Here is a 17,138-nt window from a genome sequence, read left to right as displayed (position 1 = left end):
GAGTTGGCGTTTGCCAGATTCCGATGACTGCGGAGCCGCCGATGGACTGCACCTTGTGTCTTGCCGAAATGGAAACCACTATCTGGCGCGACGGAAGCTGTCGCGTCATCCTGGCCGGTGATCCCGACTACCCCGGTTTCTGCCGGGTCGTGTGGCATGAACACGTCGCCGAAATGAGCGACCTCACCGCACCGGCGCAGCGCCACCTGATGAATGTCGTGCTCGCGACCGAGACCGCGCTGCGCCAGCTGATGCAACCGGACAAGATCAACCTCGCGAGCCTCGGCAATGTCGTGCCGCACCTTCACTGGCACATCGTTCCGCGCTTCCGCGACGACAAGCATTTCCCGCAGCCGGTCTGGGGAATTCCGCAGCGCGAAGGGGCCCGGCGCGAAGCGCCCGCGGTCGAGGCGCTGGCCGGCGCGATCGTCACCGCACTGACCGAGCTGACCGCGGGCTGAATCCGGGCCGACCCCGGTCATCACGACGAGCACATCGGCAACACAAGGATCGCATGGCGTACGAATCCCCGATCGACTATGGCAGTCCGGCCGAATGCCTCGACCTGCTGAAGCGCATGCGCCTGCTCGACATCGACGCGACGCAGCGCACGCTCGCAGACATCGTCGCCGGGCTGATCCGCGCGTTGCCGGCGCCGAACCAGCACCTCGAGGTCCTCGAGTCGGTGCGGGCGCAGGTCGACTTCGTGCAGGCGGAAATGGCGAAGCGGTACGCCGCCCACCCGCTCCCTCCCGACAGCAGCGAAAACGAGACGCTCGCGCGGGTGGTTTCGCTGTGGCGCGGGATGGCGCGTTCATACGCGCAGATAAGCCGCCAGGACGCAGCCTCCGGCACTCTTGACGACCAGCGCGCGCTGCTCGCGCAGCGGCGCGTCGATTACACCGGCAGGACGCTGCTGGAGTACTTCCGTGCTCATCGGGCGCCGCCGCACGGCACGTGGGCTGAGCTGCACGACAGCTATTCGGTTGCGGAGGCGCGCGGCGTCGCCAGCATTCGCGTGCCGGATTCGCTCAACGAGGTGTGGAAAGCGCAGAGCGCGCTGGAAGCTTACGTCTCGGCGGTGCTCGTCGACCTCGCGAATCCGTTCGGCCGCGGCGAGCGGGAGTTCAAATGGGTACACCGCTGGGCGCAGCGCTTCGCCCCCTATTGCAGCCTGGACGCGGAGCCCGACACCGAGCGGACGGGGGCAGCCGCGTTCGGCATCGATCTCGCCGGTGACCACGGGCCGCGCCCGCTGTGGTTGATAGCGCGACCGGGCGCGGCCGTGTGCCGCTTCGATGCCAGTCGGCTCGCCGGGCAGATCCGGGCAGTGCTGACGCAATTCAGGCGGGGCGCCGCGCCGGCTTCGCTCGGCTTGGGCGCAGACTGTCCGGCCGATGCCTGTGCGGCGTTGCTGCTGTCCCTTTATCGTCCGTGGGGGCTGGCGTCGGCCGCGCGACGCTTTCCGCGCCGAGGCGGCAAGGGGAGCGCGCAGCTGTGCGGCGACTGGCTGACGATCGGCTTCCACGTCGGCGGCAGGACTTTCGAGCAGCCGGCCGGGAGCGCGACGGCCCGCAGCGTGGCACGCGACATTTCGCTGCTGACGTTCGGCGAGCGGGCGCCGGAGGCGGTCCGGGGGTGGTCGGAACAGCAGCGGCAGCACGTCGCCGCGACACTCGGCTTCGTCTGCGGACACTGGGACATGGTCGATCATTCGGTGAACGGCTTTCGCCTGCAGCAACACCCGCATACCGAGCGTCTCGAACATCACCAGCTCGTCGGTATCCGCCCCCCCGACGGTGAACGTTTCCTGCTCGGCCAGGTGACCTGGCTGATGTACCGGGAGGACGGCGTGATGGAGGCCGGTATCCACGTTCTGGCGGGGCTGCCGAAAGTCGTCGCCGCCCGCCTGTTCGGCCTGAACGTCAGCACGCATGTCGCCTACCAGCAGGCCTTCCTGCTGCCAGCGACGCCGGCGCTGAAGGCCCCGGCGTCGCTGGTGCTGCCCGGCGGGTGGTTCCAGGAGCGGCGCGTCATCGAAGTCCACGATGGCGAGCCGCTGCAGTTGAGGCTGACCGGGCTGCTGGCGCGCGGCACGAATTTCGATCAGGTCAGTTTCGAACCGCTGACCGATCCCGCGCGAGACGCGCCGCAGGAAACCGCGCACTGAAGCGGCTGCCCTTGCCATACTCGCTTTCGATGTGCAGCTGCGCGTCATGGCGCGACAGGATGTGCTTGACGATCGCGAGGCCGAGTCCGGTCCCGCCGGTTTCACGCGAGCGTCCGCGGTCGACGCGGTAGAAGCGTTCCGTCAGCCGCGGAAGATGCCGGGCTTCGATACCGATCCCGGTGTCTTCGACCGCGAATTCAGCTCCGCCGCCGACCCGTTGCCAGATCAGGCGAATCTGCCCGCCGTCCGGCGTGTAGCGCACTGCATTGCTCGCGAGGTTCGCAAACGCCGAACGCAGTTCCTTTCCGCTGCCGAGCAGGACCGCGCCTTCGCTTCCTCCCGCGACGACGAGACTGACGTCGTGGCGCCCGCCCGACAGCAATTCCGTGTCGCAGGCGATGTCGGCGAGCAACGGGCCGACCACGATCTTCTCTTCGGCCGCCGCCGGGGCGCCGGTCTCGAGCGCGGACAGCGTCAGCAGGTCTTCGATCAGGAACTGCATCCGGCACGACTGCTCGAACGCGAGCCGAAGATAACGCATCGCTTCGGCGGGCTCGAGGTCCTCATGCCCGTCGATCAGTGTTTCGAGGAAGCCGATGACGACCGTCAGCGGCGTGCGCAATTCGTGTGAGACATTCGCGATGAAGTCGCGGCGCATGGTTTCGAGTTTTTCGAGCTGGCTGATGTCGCGCGACACGATCATTTTCTGCCCGTCGCCGAACGGCACGGCCTGCACCAGCAGCGTCAGGCCCGGCCGGCGGCCCGAGCGGAGGACCACCGGCTCGGCGTCATTCCGTGTCCTCAGCAGGCGCACGAACTCGGGTTCGCGCACGAGGGTCGTGACCGGCGCTCCCTGGTCTTGCGAGCCGTCAAGGCTGAAATGCTGCCCGGCCGTGGTGTTGATCCACTCGATACGATCGCTGGCGGAAAGGTACATCACGCCGTCGGGCATCGCCTCGCTCGCTTCGCGAAAACGCTCCAGCGCGACCGAGAGCTGCTCGCGCGCCTCGTCGCCGAGGCGCGCCCGCCGTGCGAGGCCGGCAAACGCGTACTGCCAGGTTCCCGTTCCGTGCGGCGGCGGCGTGCCGACCGGTTTCTGCGTCCATGCAGCGAGGCGGCAGAGATTGCGCACATGGTGCACATACAGCAGCAGCACGCTACCGCTCATCGTCAGCAGCCCGGCGAGCGGACCCGCGACGAGCCCGACGGCCAGCGCCGCGAGGGCGATGAGCGCAAGCGTACCGGCCGCAACGCTCCAGACGTAACGGGCAGAAAGGGTGATGGCGGGCTCCGGCAGGCGGTCAGAGGCCGGATTATTGCACGCTGCCGCCCTCGACCCGCAGCGAGAAACGGTAGCCGCTGCCGCGCACCGTCTGGATCAGCTGGTCGTGCCCGCTCGGCTCGAGCGCCGCACGCAGGCGCCGCACATGCACATCCACGGTGCGGTCCTCGACGAAGACATGGTCGCCCCACACCTTGTCGAGCAGCTGGGCGCGCGAATGCACGCGCTCGGGATGAGTCATGAGGAAATGCAGCAGGCGGAATTCAGTCGGGCCGAGCGCGACCGGCCTGTCCCCGCAGCCGACGCGGTGCGTCGCGGGGTCGAGCCGCAGGCCGCCCGCCTCGACCGCGTCCTCGGTGGTTTGCGGTGCGCGCCGGCGCAGCACGGCCGTGATCCGGGCTGCCAGCTCGCGCGGGCTGAACGGCTTGGTGATGTAGTCGTCGGCGCCGCTCTCGAGGCCGGCGACTTTGTCCTGCTCTTCGCCGCGCGCCGTCAGCATGATGATCGGGATCGCGCGGGTCCGTTCGTCGGCCCTGAGCCGGCGCGCGAGTTCGATGCCCGTCATGCCCGGCAGCATCCAGTCCAGCAACACCAGGTCGGGCAGCGCGTCGCGCAGGAGGCGCTGTGCCGCCTCCGCGTCGGATGCCCGCACGACGCGGTGGCCGGCACGGGTCAAGCTGGCGGCGATAAGCTCCTGAATGGCCGATTCGTCTTCCACTAGCAGAATGTTCGCAGGCATCGATGCATCACTCCATGTTGGCCGACGCAGTGTATTGCAGCCATTTGAATTTTTTGTGACAAGTCATCCCGGCGCAATCGAAGCGCGGCCCGCCGGGCGCCGCTCGGCCGCGCCGATTCGGGTATGATTGGACTCCCGACATCGCCCGACTCACCAGTCACCATGGCCGGACTCGACGACAAAACACCCACCCCCACCGCGCTCACCTTGCACCGCAAATCCCGCGTGCTCGAAATCGCGTTCGACGATGGCAGCGAGTTTTCGCTGCCGTTCGAGTATCTGAGGGTGTATTCCCCCTCGGCAGAGGTGCGCGGACACGGAGCCGGCCAGGAAGTGCTGCAGGTCGGCAAACGCGATGTCGACATCGTCGATCTCGAACCGGTCGGCAACTATGCCGTGAAACCGGTGTTCTCCGACGGACACGACAGCGGCCTGTATTCCTGGGACTACCTGTACTGGCTCGCGACGCAGCACGACACGCTGTGGCAGCAGTATCTCGACCGGCTCGCGCAGGAAGGCCGCAGCCGCGATCCCGCCGAAAATCCACCCGTCCCGCCCAAATCCGGCTGCGGCGGTCACAAGCACTGAGCATGAACGAAAAGACGACCCATTTCGGCTTCGAGACGGTGGCGGAAGGCGAAAAACACAAAAAAGTCGCCGAGGTGTTTTCCTCGGTCGCCCGCCGCTACGACGTGATGAACGATCTCATGTCCTTCGGCCTGCACCGGCTGTGGAAGGCATTCACGATCCAGATATCGGGAGTCGGCTGCGGCGACCGCGTGCTCGACGTCGCCGGCGGGACAGCAGACCTGTCGCTCGCATTCGCGAAACGGGTCGGCCGCGACGGCCAGGTGTGGCTCACCGACATCAATCACGCGATGCTGTCGCGCGGGCGCGACCGGGTGCTCGACCGCGGCTTCGCGCTGCCGGTCGCGCAATGCGACGCCGAGAAGCTGCCGTTCCCCGACAACTGGTTCGACTGCGTGACGGTTGCGTTCGGCCTACGCAACATGACCCACAAGGACGTCGCGCTCGCCGAGATGCGGCGCGTGCTGCGTCCGGGCGGCCGTCTCCTCGTGCTCGAATTCTCGAAAGTCTGGGCGCCGCTCGCGCCGGCCTACGATTTCTATTCGTTCAAGATCCTGCCCTGGATGGGCGACAAGGTCGCCCACGACGCGGACAGCTACCGTTACCTGGCCGAATCGATCCGGATGCACCCCTCGCAGGACGAACTGAAGGAGCTGATGGAACGAGTCGGCCTGAAGCGAGTCGATTACTTCAACCTGACCGGGGGCGTCGTCGCCCTGCACCGCGGCTACAAGCTCTGATTCCGCTGCGCGCGCCCGCTTCCTTTCCTGCGGGGCGAGCGGCCGGTTTCGCACCATGAACGGAGACATATCACCCATGAAAAACCTGCTTCTCGGCCTGATCGCGGTCATTTTCACCCTCGGTTTCGGCATCCCTGACGCCGACGCCAAGCGTCTCGGCGGGGGCGGCAGCTTCGGCATGCAGCGCCAGATGAGCCCGTCGGCGCCGCGCCAGCCGTCGGCCGCGCCGCAGCAGACGCCGCAGGGCGCGAATGCCGTGCCGCAGAAGCGGTCGTGGATGGGCCCGCTCGCCGGGCTGGCCGCCGGCCTCGGGCTGGCTGCGCTCTTCTCGCATCTGGGCCTCGGCGCCGAAATGGGCTCGTTCCTGATGATCGCGCTGCTGGCGCTCGCTGCCCTGATGCTGTTCCGCATGCTGTCGCGTCGCAATGCCGCAGCGCGCTCGGGCGGCGCGATGCAGTACGCCGGCGCTCCTGCCGGCGGGAGCTTCCCCGCTTCTGCGCCGGCAAGCTTCCCCGCTGCCAGCAGCGCGGTGGCGCCTGCGCCAGCGGGCAACATCCCCGCGAACTTCGATGCCGAAGCGTTCGTGCGGCAGGCCAAGGTCCAGTTCATCCGCCTGCAGGCCGCCAACGATGCCGGCAATCTCGAAGACATCCGCGAATTCACGTCACCCGAGATGTTTGCTGAAATCCGCATGCAGCTGACTGAACGCGCTCCGGGGACGCAGCGCACCGACGTCGTGGAGCTGAACGGCGAAGTCATCGAAGTCGTGGAGGAAGCGCAACGCTACGTCGTCAGCATCCGCTTCTCCGGCCTGCTGCGCGAAGAAGAAGGCGCGGCACCAGTGGCGTTCGACGAAGTGTGGCATCTGACCAAACCCAGGACCGGAAACGCCGGGTGGGTCGTCGCGGGCATCCAGCAGCTTTCCTGAATCCTCTACGGCGGACCCCGGAATGCCGGGGTCCCGCAGAAAACGATGTCAGTCGCACGCCGCGGTTTCCTCACCGCCATCAACCACCTGCTGGGCCCGGCGCCTTGGGCCCGGGAACGGCTTTCGCCCCATGCGGGCCGGCATGCGCTACTACATGCCGACCCGTTCGACATCATGTTCACGGTCCTGCCGGACGGTTTTCTCGCCGCGGCGGACGCAGCCACGACGCCTTCGATCACGCTTTCGCTTCCGCTCGGCGCGCTGCCCGGCCTCCTCACCGGAGATCCCGGGAAGGCAATGAGCGAAGTGCGGATCGACGGCAATGCCGAGTTCGCCGATGCGCTCGGCTTCGTGTTCCGCAACTTGCGCTGGGACGCCGAGGAAGACCTGTCGCGCGTGCTTGGCGACATCCTCGCCCACCGCGTCGTGCTCGGGGCGCAGGCCGTCAGGGACGGAGGTTTGAGGGCGTGCCAGGCGTTGGGCGGCAACGTCGCCGAATATCTCACCGAAGAGCAGCCGCTCCTCGTCACGCGTGCGGCACTCGAAGGGCATGGCGGAGAACTGGGGGCGCTGCGCGACGACCTGGCGCGCCTCGACAAGCGCGTTGAGCGGCTCTGCGCCTCCCGACAGTCCCCGTCGCGCCATGGTCAGCGGGCATCCGCCATGGCCGTTCCGCCGGACGGGCGCTAACTTCGCCGCAGGCAGGAAAGCACCCAAACAAAAAGGGCAGTCCTGACGGATCTGCCCTTTTTGTTTTGCCCGATGCCGGCGGCTTTGCCCGCCGTCCGGCTCAGTGGCTGCGTTTGCGCAGCTTCTGGATCGCCGCGATCTGCGCGATCGCTTCGGCGAGTTCAGCCTGCGCCTTGGCGTAATCGATTTCGGCCGACTGGTTTTTCAGCGCCTCTTCCGCGATGCGCTTGGCTTCGAGAGCTTTCGCCTCGTCCAGATCCTTGCCCCGGATCGCAGTGTCCGCGAGCACGGTGACCAGTCCCGGCTGCACTTCGATAATCCCGCCGGCGACGAAAACGAGTTCTTCTTCCGCCTGGTCGGGACGCTTCACCCGTACCGCACCCGGCTTGATCCGGGTCATCAGCGGCATGTGGCCGGGCAGGATGCCGAGTTCACCCGCTTCACCCGGGAGCGCGACGAACTCCGCCAGGCCGGAAAAGATCTGCTCTTCCGCGCTGACGATGTCGACGTGGACCGTCATTGCCATAGTGATGTCCTTTTCAAGGCCGCACGACAGCGAGCTGCCGTGCGGCGGGCTCGATTACTGGAGCTTCTTGGCCTTCTCGATGGCCTCTTCGATACCGCCGACCATATAGAACGCCTGTTCGGGCATGTGGTCGCACTCGCCGTTCACGATCATCTTGAAGCCGTTGATCGTGTCCTTGAGCGACACGTACTTGCCCGGCGAGCCGGTGAACACTTCCGCGACGTGGAACGGCTGCGACAGGAAGCGCTGGATCTTGCGCGCCCGGGACACCGCGAGCTTGTCTTCCGGCGACAATTCGTCCATGCCCAGAATCGCGATGATGTCGCGCAGTTCCTTGTAGCGCTGCAGCGTCACCTGCACCTGGCGCGCGACGTTGTAGTGCTCTTCGCCGACCACCAGCGGGTCGAGCTGGCGCGACGTGGAGTCGAGCGGATCGACGGCCGGGTAGATACCCAGCGCAGCGATGTCACGCGACAGCACGACGGTCGAGTCGAGGTGCAGGAAGGTCGTCGCCGGCGACGGGTCGGTCAAGTCGTCCGCAGGAACGTATACAGCCTGGATCGACGTGATCGAGCCGACCTTGGTCGAGGTGATGCGCTCCTGCAGGCGGCCCATTTCTTCCGCTAGCGTCGGCTGATAGCCCACCGCGGACGGCATCCGGCCCAGCAGCGCGGACACTTCGGTACCGGCCAGCGTGTAGCGGTAGATGTTGTCCACGAAGAACAGGATGTCGCGGCCCTCGTCGCGGAAGCGCTCGGCCATCGTCAGGCCGGTCAGCGCGACGCGCAGACGGTTGCCCGGGGGCTCGTTCATCTGGCCGAACACCATCGCGACCTTGTCGAGAACGTTGGAGTCCTTCATCTCGTGGTAGAAGTCGTTCCCTTCACGGGTCCGCTCGCCCACGCCGGCGAACACCGACAGGCCCGAGTGCTGCTTGGCGATGTTGTTGATCAGTTCCATCATGTTCACGGTCTTGCCGACGCCGGCGCCGCCGAACAGGCCGACCTTGCCGCCCTTCGCGAACGGGCAGATCAGGTCGATGACCTTGATGCCGGTTTCGAGCAGCTCCACCGATGGCGACAGCTCGTCGAACTTCGGCGCCTTCGCGTGGATCGGGCGCAGCTCGTCAGCCTCGATCGGGCCCGCCTCGTCGATCGGGCGACCTAGCACGTCCATGATGCGGCCGAGGGTGCCGTGGCCGACGGGGATCGAGATCCCCTTGCCGGTGCTGGCGACTTTCATGCCACGGCGCAGGCCGTCGGACGAACCCATTGCAATCGTACGCACCACGCCGTCGCCGAGTTGCTGCTGCACCTCAAAGGTCAGCCCCTCTTCGGCGAACGAACCGACGGCGCTCTCGAGCTTGAGCGCGTCATACACCTTGGGCATCGCTTCGCGGGGGAACTGGATATCCACCACGGCGCCGATGCACTGAACGATCGTTCCTTGACTCATCGTCGTTTCCTTAAATCAGTTATGCGTTACACCGCGGCGGCGCCGCCGACGATCTCCGACAGCTCCTTCGTGATCGCTGCCTGGCGGGTCTTGTTGTAGACCAGCTGCAGTTCCCCGATCACGTTCTTCGCGTTGTCGGACGCGGCCTTCATCGCCACCATGCGCGCGCTCTGCTCCGAAGCCATGTTCTCGGCGACTGCCTGATAGACCAGCGCCTCGACGTAGCGCACCAGCATCTCGTCGATGACGACCTGCGGGTCGGGCTCGTACAGGTAGTCCCACGAACCTTCCGGCGTGCCGAGCTTCTCGCCGGTCAGCGGCAGCAGCTGCTCGAGCACCGGCTCCTGCTTCATCGTGTTGATGAAGCGCGTGTAAGCCACATAGACCGCGTCGAGCTCGCCGTTCTGGAACGCGTCGAGCATGATCTTGACCGGGCCGATCATCTTTTCGAGATGCGGCGTGTCACCGAGCTGAACGACGTGCGACACGACTTTCGCGCCCAGCCGCTGCATGAAGCCGAAACCCTTGTTGCCGATGCAGCAGGCCTGGATCTCGGTCGCGCCGGAGGCGTCCCAGCCCTTCATCGCGTTCAGCGCGACGCGCTGGATATTGGTGTTGAGACCGCCGCAAAGACCCTTGTCGGTGGTGACCAGAATCAGACCCACCCGCTTCACCTGGTCCTTCTGGACGAGGAAAGCGTGCTTGTAATCGGTCACATTGGCCTGGGACAGGTTCGCGGCGAGGCGGCGGATCTTCTCGGCATAGGGACGAGCGGCACGCATCCGGTCCTGCGCCTTGCGCATCTTGGATGCGGCCACCATTTCCATGGCCTTGGTGATCTTGCGCGTGTTTTGCACGCTCTTGATCTTGGTACGGATTTCCTTACCGCTAGCCATATTCCGTCTCCGTCCGCGGCCTTAGGCCCAGCTCTTCTTGAACTCGTCGATCACCGCGACCAGTTGCTTCTCGCCGTCGGCGTCGAGCTCCTTGGAGGTCATGATCTTGGTCACGAGAGCCGGATTCTTGGCCTTGACGTACTGCTGCAGCCCGGATTCGAACGCCAGCAGGCGCGGCACTTCGACGTCGTCGAAGTAGCCGTTATTCACCGCGTACAGCGTGATCGCCATGTCGGCGACCGACAGCGGCGCGTACTGCGGCTGCTTCATCAGTTCGGTGACGCGGCGGCCGCGCTCGAGCTGCTTGCGCGTCGCGTCGTCGAGGTCGGACGCGAACTGCGCGAACGCGGCGAGTTCGCGATACTGCGCGAGGTCGGTACGGATACCGCCGGAGAGCTTCTTGACGACCTTGGTCTGCGCGGCGCCGCCGACGCGCGACACCGAGATACCGGCGTTGATCGCGGGACGGATACCGGCGTTGAAGAGGTCGGTGTCGAGGAAGATCTGGCCGTCGGTGATCGAGATCACGTTCGTCGGAACGAACGCGGACACGTCGCCGGCCTGGGTTTCGATGATCGGCAGCGCCGTCAGCGAACCGGTCTTGCCCTTGACTTCGCCGTTCGTGAACTTCTCGACGTGATCGGCGGACACGCGCGACGCACGCTCGAGCAGACGCGAGTGCAGGTAGAACACGTCGCCGGGGTAGGCTTCGCGACCCGGCGGGCGGCGCAGCAGCAGCGAGATCTGGCGGTAGGCCCACGCCTGCTTGGTCAGATCGTCATAAATGATCAGCGCGTCCTGGCCGCGGTCGCGGAAGTATTCGCCCATCGTGCAGCCCGAGTACGGGGCGATGAACTGCATCGCGGCCGATTCGGAAGCCGTCGCGGCGACGACGATGGTGTATTCCATCGCGCCGTGCTCTTCGAGCTTGCGCACCACGTTCGCGATCGTCGAAGCCTTCTGGCCGATCGCGACGTAGACGCAGAACATGTCCTGGCCTTTCTGGTTGATGATCGCATCGACCGCGACGGCGGTCTTGCCGGTCTGGCGGTCGCCGATGATCAGCTCGCGCTGGCCACGTCCGATCGGCACCATCGCATCGACCGACTTCAGGCCGGTCTGCACCGGCTGCGACACCGATTGGCGCCAGATCACGCCCGGCGCGACTTTTTCGATCTTGTCGGTCAACTTGGCGTTGATCGGGCCCTTGCCGTCGATCGGCTGGCCGAGCGCGTTGACGACGCGGCCGATCAGTTCGGGGCCGACCGGCACTTCAAGAATGCGGCCGGTGGCCTTGACCGGGTCGCCTTCGGTGATGTGTTCGTATTCACCCAGGACCACCGCACCGACCGAGTCGCGCTCGAGGTTCAGCGCGAGGCCGAAGGTATTGCCGGGGAACTCCAGCATTTCGCCCTGCATGACGTCGGCGAGACCGTGAACGCGCGTGATGCCGTCGGTAACCGACACCACGGTGCCTTCGTTGCGCGACGTGGCTGCGAGCTGCAGGTTCTGGATCCGGCTCTTAATCAGGTCACTGATTTCAGAGGGGTTGAGTTGCATGTATATGCTCCTAGTTCTTTAGCGCAGCGGCCATGTTCGCGAGCTTGCCGCGGACCGAGGCGTCGATCACTTCGTCGCCGATCGCGATGCGGACCCCGCCGATGAGTTCGGGGTCGAGGCTGACCTTGATGTTCAGCCTGGTCTTGAAACGCATCTCAAGATCGGCTTTCAGGTTCGCCAGCGTGGCATCGTCGAGCGGGAACGCGGAGGCGATTTCCGCCTCCTGGACGCCTTCGTGTTCGTTCTTGAGTTCAACGAACAGGTCACGGATCTCCGGAAGCACCTGCAGACGCTCGTTGTCGACGAGGACACGAACGAAATTCTGCAGCTCGGGAGTGAAGCCTTGTCCCGCAACGTCGATGAACAGCTGATACAGCTGGTCCGCGGACAGCTTGGGATTACTGATGCAGGCTTTCATCGACGCATCCGCGGCAGCGGCGGCGAGACGATCGAGTGCTTCCGACCAAGGCCCCAGCGCACCTGCCCCGCGAGCCAGCTCGAAGGCGGCATCCGCATAGGGGCGCGCGATGGTGACGTTCTCGGCCATGGCTTATTGCAGTTCCGTTTTCAGGTTGGCGAGCAGGTCGGCATGCACCTGCGCGTTGATTTCGCGACGCAGGATCTTCTCGGCGCCGGCGACAGCCAGATGGGCGACCTGGTCACGCAGCGCTTCCTTGGCGCGCTGGGCGGCCGTGCCGGCTTCGGCTTCGGCAGCTTCGCGGGCCTGGGCGATGATACGGGCAGCTTCGGCACGGGCGTCGTCGAGGAATTTCGCCGCCTGCTTTTCGGCGGAGGTACGCACGTCGCCCGCGGATTCGCGAGCCTTGCGCAGTTCATCGACAACTTTCTTCTCGGCGAGCGAGAGGTCGGCCTTGGCCTTGTCCGCAGCTGCCAGCCCGTCTGCGATCTTCTTCGCGCGCTCGTCGAGCGCCTTCACGATGGGGGGCCACACGAACTTCATCGTGACCCACGCCAAAATGAAGAACACAACGAGCTGAGCTATCAGGGTTGCGTTCAAATTCACTGTTCTTGTCCCTCGGTTGTGGTCGGAGAGGCCGAAAGAGGCGAAATAAGCGAACCGATCAGACGAGCTGGAACGGGTTGGCGAAGGCGAACATCATGGCGATACCGACACCGATCAGGAACGCCGCGTCGATCAGACCAGCCAGCAGGAACATCTTGGTTTGCAGCGCGTTCATCAGCTCGGGCTGACGGGCGGAAGCTTCGAGGTACTTGGAGCCCATGATGCCGATACCGATACAAGCACCGATGGCGCCCATACCGATGATGAGACCAGCAGCCAGAGCAACAAAACCCAGAACGTTTTCCATGACGACTCCTTGAGTAAAAGATTGATGAAGTTGAAAAAACCAGGGATTGCAAATAAACCGTTAGTGGCTCTCGTGAGCCTGGCCGATATAGACCAGCGTCAGCATCATGAAGATGAAGGCCTGCAGCGCGACGATCAGGATGTGGAAGACCGCCCAGATCGAGCCGGCGACGATGTGGCCGAGGAAACCGAACACCGTCGCGGTACCGCCGAGCAGCGCGATCAGCATGAAGATCAGCTCGCCCGCATACATGTTGCCGAACAGCCGCATGCCGTGGGAGACGGTCTTGGCGAGGAACTCGATGATCTGCATCAGGAAGTTGACCGGCCACAACAGCGGGTGGCTGCCGAACGGGGCGGTGAAGAGCTCATGCACCCAGCCCGAGACTCCCTTGATCTTGATGTTGTAGTACAGGCAGATCAGCAGCACGCCGATCGACATGCCGAGCGTGCCGTTCAGGTCGGCGGTCGGCACGACGCGCAGATAGGCATGCTCGTTGCCGGAGATCATCGCCCACAGGCGCGGCAGCAGATCGACCGGCAGGAAGTCCATCGAGTTCATGAGGAAGATCCACAGGAACACCGTCAGCGCGACCGGTGCGACGAACTTGCGCGATTCGGCGCTGTGGATGATGCCCTTTGCCTGGTCGGCAACCATTTCGACGAGGATCTCGACGGCCGCCTGGAACCGCCCCGGAACCCCGGGAGTCGCCTTGCGGGCGGCGCGGATCAGGAAGAACAGCGTGATGACGCCGAGCGCGATCGAGAAGAACAGGGTGTCGAGGTTCCATACGCTCCAGTCGATCACTGCCTTCTGGGCGTGGCCGGTGGAGTTCATATGGGTCAGGTGGTGGACGATGTATTCGCCGGAGGTCGGTGCTTCGGTAGCCATGGTCAGGTCTTCACCAAAAATGCAAATAAATTCGCCTTCAGTGCCAGGATCAGGCCGATGAAGATGCCGCCCCAATGGACGTCTTCATAAAACTGCCCGACCAGCACCAACAATCCCACGATCGACGCGATCTTGAGGAACTCGCCGATAAAGAAAACGATCACATTCGCTCCGCCCTGCCGCTTCGAGGCCAGGTGCAGCCGGAGCGCGAAAACCGCATTCGGCAAAACGCAGGAAAGTCCCCCGAGGGCTGCGGAAATTCCGCCGCGCAGGCCGAAAAAAACGGCCGCGATGGCCGTAGCTGCGATCGTCGCGCCAAGCTGCAGGAAAACCATCTTGAACATGGGATCCGCCGAGGCGATGCGCAGCATGCGCAGACCGCTTCAAAAATTCCGGCAATACTAGGGGTTAACCGCAACGAAGTCAAACCGATATTGCATCTCGCGACCTGTGCGGCGTCAGGTCATGCATCTTATACAAGATATCGAATCCGGTCGCGAAAAATTGCGCGCAGCGTGGCCCGGCAAAGTCGTCAGCATCCCTGCGGCGACCGGGCCTCAGGCGCGGAACAGGCTGAAGACATCTTCATCTGCTGCCGGGCGGGGGACGAAAATGCTACGCTACTCGGCGCCGCAACACCTCGCGGACGTTGCGAAGTGCGGAGGGTTACAGTCCGATGCGAAGAATCCCCTGTCCCGTGAGCCATGCGATGAACCCCAAGACGATGCGCTGCGGCGCCAGGCACCGTGAGCGAGCAGCCTGAAGACGCGCTCCGGCGCGTCGTCGAGCACGAACGCGAGGGGCGGCCCATTCCGGCAGCCTCCACGACCACGTCGAGCGATGAACACAAGTCGTTCGAGATGCTCGACTTGCTGAAGATCAGCCTGAAGCGGACGTTCGACCTCTACAAGGCGGGCAGTCTCGACACCGGATTCGTTCCGCGCATCGAAACCATTGCGCTGACGATCCAGCAGGCCTGCACGCACGACTCCGACGCCGCGCTCGCGAACCTGCACCTGGACTACGAGACGTCGTATGCGGTGGTCCATCACCTGCAGGCAGCGATCCTGTGCGAGCTGATCGGCAGGAAAATGGGTGTCGGCGGGGCGTCGCGGCTGTCGCTCGTCAAGGCCGGCCTGACCCATGACGTTGGCCTGATCGACATCCAGGACACGCTCGACCGCCAGCTGACGCCGCTGACGTCACTGCAGCGCCGGCGCATCGCACGCCATCCCGTCGATAGCGAATGGATTCTGACGAGTCTCGGCGTGACCGACACCGCATGGCTCGACTCGGTCCGCCACCACCACGAGCGTCTGGACGGCAGCGGCTATCCCGATGGCCATTTCGACGACGCGATCAGGCTGCCGGCGCGCGTGCTGGCAATTGCCGACATCTATAGTGCGATGGTGCGCGACCGTCCGTACCGCAGGGCGATGGTGTCCGGCAAGGCGATGCGCAAGCTGATGCTCGACCAGGGCAAGCAGACCGACAACCGGCTGATCCAGATGATGATCAAGGAGATCGGCGTTTTCCCGCCAGGGGCGATCGTGCGGCTCGCGAACGGCGAGGTCGCGGTCGTCAAGAAGCGGACGGCAAACAGCGCCTGCCCGCTCGTCCACGCCTTCGTCAAACCGGATGGCATGCCGATGCTGGCCACGATTCCCCGCGACACCTCGACGGCCGATTTCCACATCGAGGGGATGGTTCCTTTTTCAAACTACCGCGGCTCGATCGTCATCATCCGCAATCTGTGGAATCGCCCTTGAGCCGGTAGCCCGTCGCGCCGCGAACGGCAAGACCGGCGGCAACCCGATACACCTTGCATTGCGTGCAAACCCGACCAAGGAGCCTTTCCATGACCCTCGCGTTAAATGACCCCGACCTCTTCCGCAGCCGCTGCCTCGTCGGCGGCACGTGGGCCGATGCCGACAGCAGCGCGACGATCGCGATCCACAACCCGGCCACCGGCGAGCAACTCGGCACGATCCCGAAGATGGGCGCCGCGGAGACGCGCCGTGCGATCGACGCCGCCAGTCGGGCGTGGCCCGCGTGGCGTGCGCTGACCGCCGGCGCGCGGGCGCGCGTGCTGCGCAAGTGGTTCGACCTGATCGTCGAACACCAGGAAGATCTCGCGCTGTTGATGACCTCCGAGCAGGGCAAACCGCTTAGCGAGGCGCGCGGCGAAGTCCTGTACGCGGCGTCCTTCGTCGAGTGGTTCGCCGAAGAGGGCAAGCGCATCTACGGCGATGTGATCCCCGGCCACCAGCCCGACAAGCGCATCGTCGTGACGAAGGAGCCGGTCGGCGTCTGCGCGGCGATCACGCCGTGGAACTTCCCGCTCGCGATGATCACGCGCAAGGCCGGGCCGGCGCTCGCCGCGGGCTGCACGATGGTACTGAAGCCGGCGACGCAGACGCCCTATTCGGCGCTCGCGCTCGCCGTCCTCGCCGAACGCGCCGGCGTGCCCGCGGGCGTGTTCAGCGTGCTGACCGGCTCCGCAGCCGAGATCGGCGGCGAACTCACCGCCAACCCGGTCGTGCGCAAGCTCACGTTCACCGGGTCGACCGAAGTCGGGATCAAGCTCGCCGCGCAATGCGCCCCGACGATCAAGAAACTGTCGCTCGAGCTCGGTGGCAACGCGCCGTTCATCGTCTTCGACGACGCCGACCTCGATGCCGCCGTCGATGGCGCACTGGCGTCGAAATACCGCAACACCGGCCAGACCTGCGTCTGCGCGAACCGGCTGCTGGTGCAGGACAGCGTGTATGACGCATTTGCCGAAAAGCTCGCCGCCGCGGTCGCGAAGCTGAAAGTCGGCAACGGCGTCGATGAAGGCGTCACGCAGGGACCGCTGATCGACATGCAGGCGGTCGAGAAAGTCGAAGAGCACATCGCCGACGCCGTGTCGAAGGGCGCGCGCGTCGTCACCGGCGGCAGGCGCCACGCGCTCGGCCGCAGCTTCTTCGAGCCGACGATCCTCGCCGACGTCACGCCGCAGATGAAGGTCGCGCGCGAAGAGACGTTCGGCCCGGTGGCACCGCTGTTCCGCTTCAAGGACGAGGCCGAGGCGATCCGCATGGCGAACGACACCGAGTTCGGCCTGGCCGCCTATTTCTATTCCGCAGGAATGAACCGCGTGTGGCGCGTGTCCGGCGCGCTCGAATACGGCATCGTCGGCATCAACACCGGCATCATCTCGACTGAAGTCGCGCCGTTCGGCGGCATGAAGTCATCGGGCCTCGGTCGCGAAGGTTCGAAATACGGCATCGAGGACTACCTCGAGATCAAGTATCTGTGCATGGGCGGCGTGGAGTAGGCTTCGTCGCGATCCCGGCAGCG

At 65.1% G+C, this 17,138-nt stretch carries 19 protein-coding genes; 8 read left to right on the top strand and 11 right to left on the bottom strand.

Going from position 1 to position 17,138, the window contains the following annotated elements:
- Window positions 1-41 precede the first annotated feature (41 nt).
- Window positions 42-461: an HIT family protein gene (locus pbN1_RS09155; protein ID WP_169200834.1), complete on the top strand. Its 420-nt coding sequence runs from the start codon at window positions 42-44 to the stop codon at window positions 459-461.
- A gap of 53 nt (window positions 462-514) precedes the next feature.
- Window positions 515-2,170 carry a hypothetical protein gene (locus tag pbN1_RS09150; protein WP_210147704.1) on the top strand — a complete coding sequence of 552 codons (1,656 nt, stop codon included), beginning with the start codon at window positions 515-517 and terminating at the stop codon, window positions 2,168-2,170.
- On the opposite strand, the gene phoR is transcribed toward pbN1_RS09150, so the two are convergent.
- Both phoR and phoB read right to left on the bottom strand, forming a co-directional pair.
- Window positions 2,112-3,452 carry a phosphate regulon sensor histidine kinase PhoR gene (phoR, locus tag pbN1_RS09145; RefSeq protein ID WP_169200938.1) on the bottom strand — a complete coding sequence of 447 codons (1,341 nt, stop codon included), beginning with the start codon at window positions 3,450-3,452 and terminating at the stop codon, window positions 2,112-2,114. The two genes, pbN1_RS09150 and phoR, sit on opposite strands and share 59 nt — an antisense overlap.
- A gap of 31 nt (window positions 3,453-3,483) precedes the next feature.
- Window positions 3,484-4,191 carry a phosphate regulon transcriptional regulator PhoB gene (gene phoB, locus pbN1_RS09140; RefSeq protein ID WP_169116861.1) on the bottom strand — a complete coding sequence of 236 codons (708 nt, stop codon included), beginning with the start codon at window positions 4,189-4,191 and terminating at the stop codon, window positions 3,484-3,486.
- A 162-nt stretch (window positions 4,192-4,353) separates the two neighbouring features.
- On the opposite strand from phoB, the gene pbN1_RS09135 reads away from it, so the two are divergent.
- From pbN1_RS09135 to pbN1_RS09120, 4 genes are all read left to right on the top strand, one after another.
- Window positions 4,354-4,779 carry a gamma-butyrobetaine hydroxylase family protein gene (locus pbN1_RS09135; RefSeq protein WP_169116862.1) on the top strand — a complete coding sequence of 142 codons (426 nt, stop codon included), beginning with the start codon at window positions 4,354-4,356 and terminating at the stop codon, window positions 4,777-4,779.
- Window positions 4,780-4,781: 2 nt separating this feature from the next.
- The gene (gene ubiE / locus pbN1_RS09130; RefSeq protein WP_169116863.1) at window positions 4,782-5,519 is read left to right on the top strand and encodes a bifunctional demethylmenaquinone methyltransferase/2-methoxy-6-polyprenyl-1,4-benzoquinol methylase UbiE; all 738 of its coding nucleotides are present in this window, start codon (window positions 4,782-4,784) and stop codon (window positions 5,517-5,519) included.
- A gap of 76 nt (window positions 5,520-5,595) precedes the next feature.
- Window positions 5,596-6,447: a Tim44 domain-containing protein gene (locus pbN1_RS09125; protein WP_169116864.1), complete on the top strand. Its 852-nt coding sequence runs from the start codon at window positions 5,596-5,598 to the stop codon at window positions 6,445-6,447.
- Window positions 6,448-6,492: 45 nt separating this feature from the next.
- Window positions 6,493-7,137, top strand: coding sequence for a ubiquinone biosynthesis accessory factor UbiJ (locus pbN1_RS09120; protein ID WP_169116865.1), 645 nt, complete (start codon window positions 6,493-6,495; stop codon window positions 7,135-7,137).
- Window positions 7,138-7,237: 100 nt separating this feature from the next.
- Here pbN1_RS09120 and pbN1_RS09115 read toward each other — a convergent pair whose 3' ends face one another.
- From pbN1_RS09115 to pbN1_RS09075, 9 genes are read right to left on the bottom strand one after another with little or no spacing between them, the layout of a single operon-like run.
- The gene (locus tag pbN1_RS09115; RefSeq protein ID WP_169200835.1) at window positions 7,238-7,663 is read right to left on the bottom strand and encodes a F0F1 ATP synthase subunit epsilon; all 426 of its coding nucleotides are present in this window, start codon (window positions 7,661-7,663) and stop codon (window positions 7,238-7,240) included.
- 54 nt (window positions 7,664-7,717) lie between these two features.
- The gene (gene atpD / locus pbN1_RS09110) at window positions 7,718-9,118 is read right to left on the bottom strand and encodes a F0F1 ATP synthase subunit beta (protein ID WP_169116867.1); all 1,401 of its coding nucleotides are present in this window, start codon (window positions 9,116-9,118) and stop codon (window positions 7,718-7,720) included.
- A gap of 26 nt (window positions 9,119-9,144) precedes the next feature.
- Window positions 9,145-10,014: a F0F1 ATP synthase subunit gamma gene (gene atpG / locus pbN1_RS09105; protein ID WP_169116868.1), complete on the bottom strand. Its 870-nt coding sequence runs from the start codon at window positions 10,012-10,014 to the stop codon at window positions 9,145-9,147.
- 21 nt (window positions 10,015-10,035) lie between these two features.
- On the bottom strand, window positions 10,036-11,574 hold the full coding sequence (gene atpA, locus pbN1_RS09100; RefSeq protein WP_169116869.1) for a F0F1 ATP synthase subunit alpha: 1,539 nt from the start codon (window positions 11,572-11,574) through the stop codon (window positions 10,036-10,038).
- 10 nt (window positions 11,575-11,584) lie between these two features.
- Window positions 11,585-12,121: a F0F1 ATP synthase subunit delta gene (locus tag pbN1_RS09095; protein WP_169116870.1), complete on the bottom strand. Its 537-nt coding sequence runs from the start codon at window positions 12,119-12,121 to the stop codon at window positions 11,585-11,587.
- A gap of 3 nt (window positions 12,122-12,124) precedes the next feature.
- Window positions 12,125-12,598 carry a F0F1 ATP synthase subunit B gene (locus pbN1_RS09090; RefSeq protein WP_053420603.1) on the bottom strand — a complete coding sequence of 158 codons (474 nt, stop codon included), beginning with the start codon at window positions 12,596-12,598 and terminating at the stop codon, window positions 12,125-12,127.
- 58 nt (window positions 12,599-12,656) lie between these two features.
- Entirely contained in the window at window positions 12,657-12,905 is a 249-nt protein-coding gene (gene atpE / locus pbN1_RS09085) for a F0F1 ATP synthase subunit C (RefSeq protein ID WP_169116871.1), read from the bottom strand.
- A 60-nt stretch (window positions 12,906-12,965) separates the two neighbouring features.
- On the bottom strand, window positions 12,966-13,796 hold the full coding sequence (gene atpB, locus pbN1_RS09080; RefSeq protein ID WP_169200836.1) for a F0F1 ATP synthase subunit A: 831 nt from the start codon (window positions 13,794-13,796) through the stop codon (window positions 12,966-12,968).
- Window positions 13,797-13,798: 2 nt separating this feature from the next.
- On the bottom strand, window positions 13,799-14,140 hold the full coding sequence (locus pbN1_RS09075) for an ATP synthase subunit I (RefSeq protein ID WP_169116943.1): 342 nt from the start codon (window positions 14,138-14,140) through the stop codon (window positions 13,799-13,801).
- 402 nt (window positions 14,141-14,542) lie between these two features.
- Between pbN1_RS09075 and pbN1_RS09070 the strand changes: the two genes are divergently transcribed.
- A complete protein-coding gene (locus pbN1_RS09070; RefSeq protein WP_244857220.1) occupies window positions 14,543-15,565 on the top strand; it encodes an HD-GYP domain-containing protein in 1,023 nt (340 codons plus the stop codon).
- An 89-nt stretch (window positions 15,566-15,654) separates the two neighbouring features.
- Window positions 15,655-17,115 carry an NADP-dependent succinate-semialdehyde dehydrogenase gene (gene gabD, locus pbN1_RS09065; RefSeq protein ID WP_169200837.1) on the top strand — a complete coding sequence of 487 codons (1,461 nt, stop codon included), beginning with the start codon at window positions 15,655-15,657 and terminating at the stop codon, window positions 17,113-17,115.
- Window positions 17,116-17,138 lie beyond the last annotated feature (23 nt).

It is taken from the genome of Aromatoleum bremense (genome assembly GCF_017894365.1).
Classification (GTDB): Bacteria; Pseudomonadota; Gammaproteobacteria; order Burkholderiales; family Rhodocyclaceae; genus Aromatoleum; species Aromatoleum bremense.
Note: the sequence above shows the minus strand (reverse complement) of the source record. Positions and strands in the feature narration are given on the sequence as shown.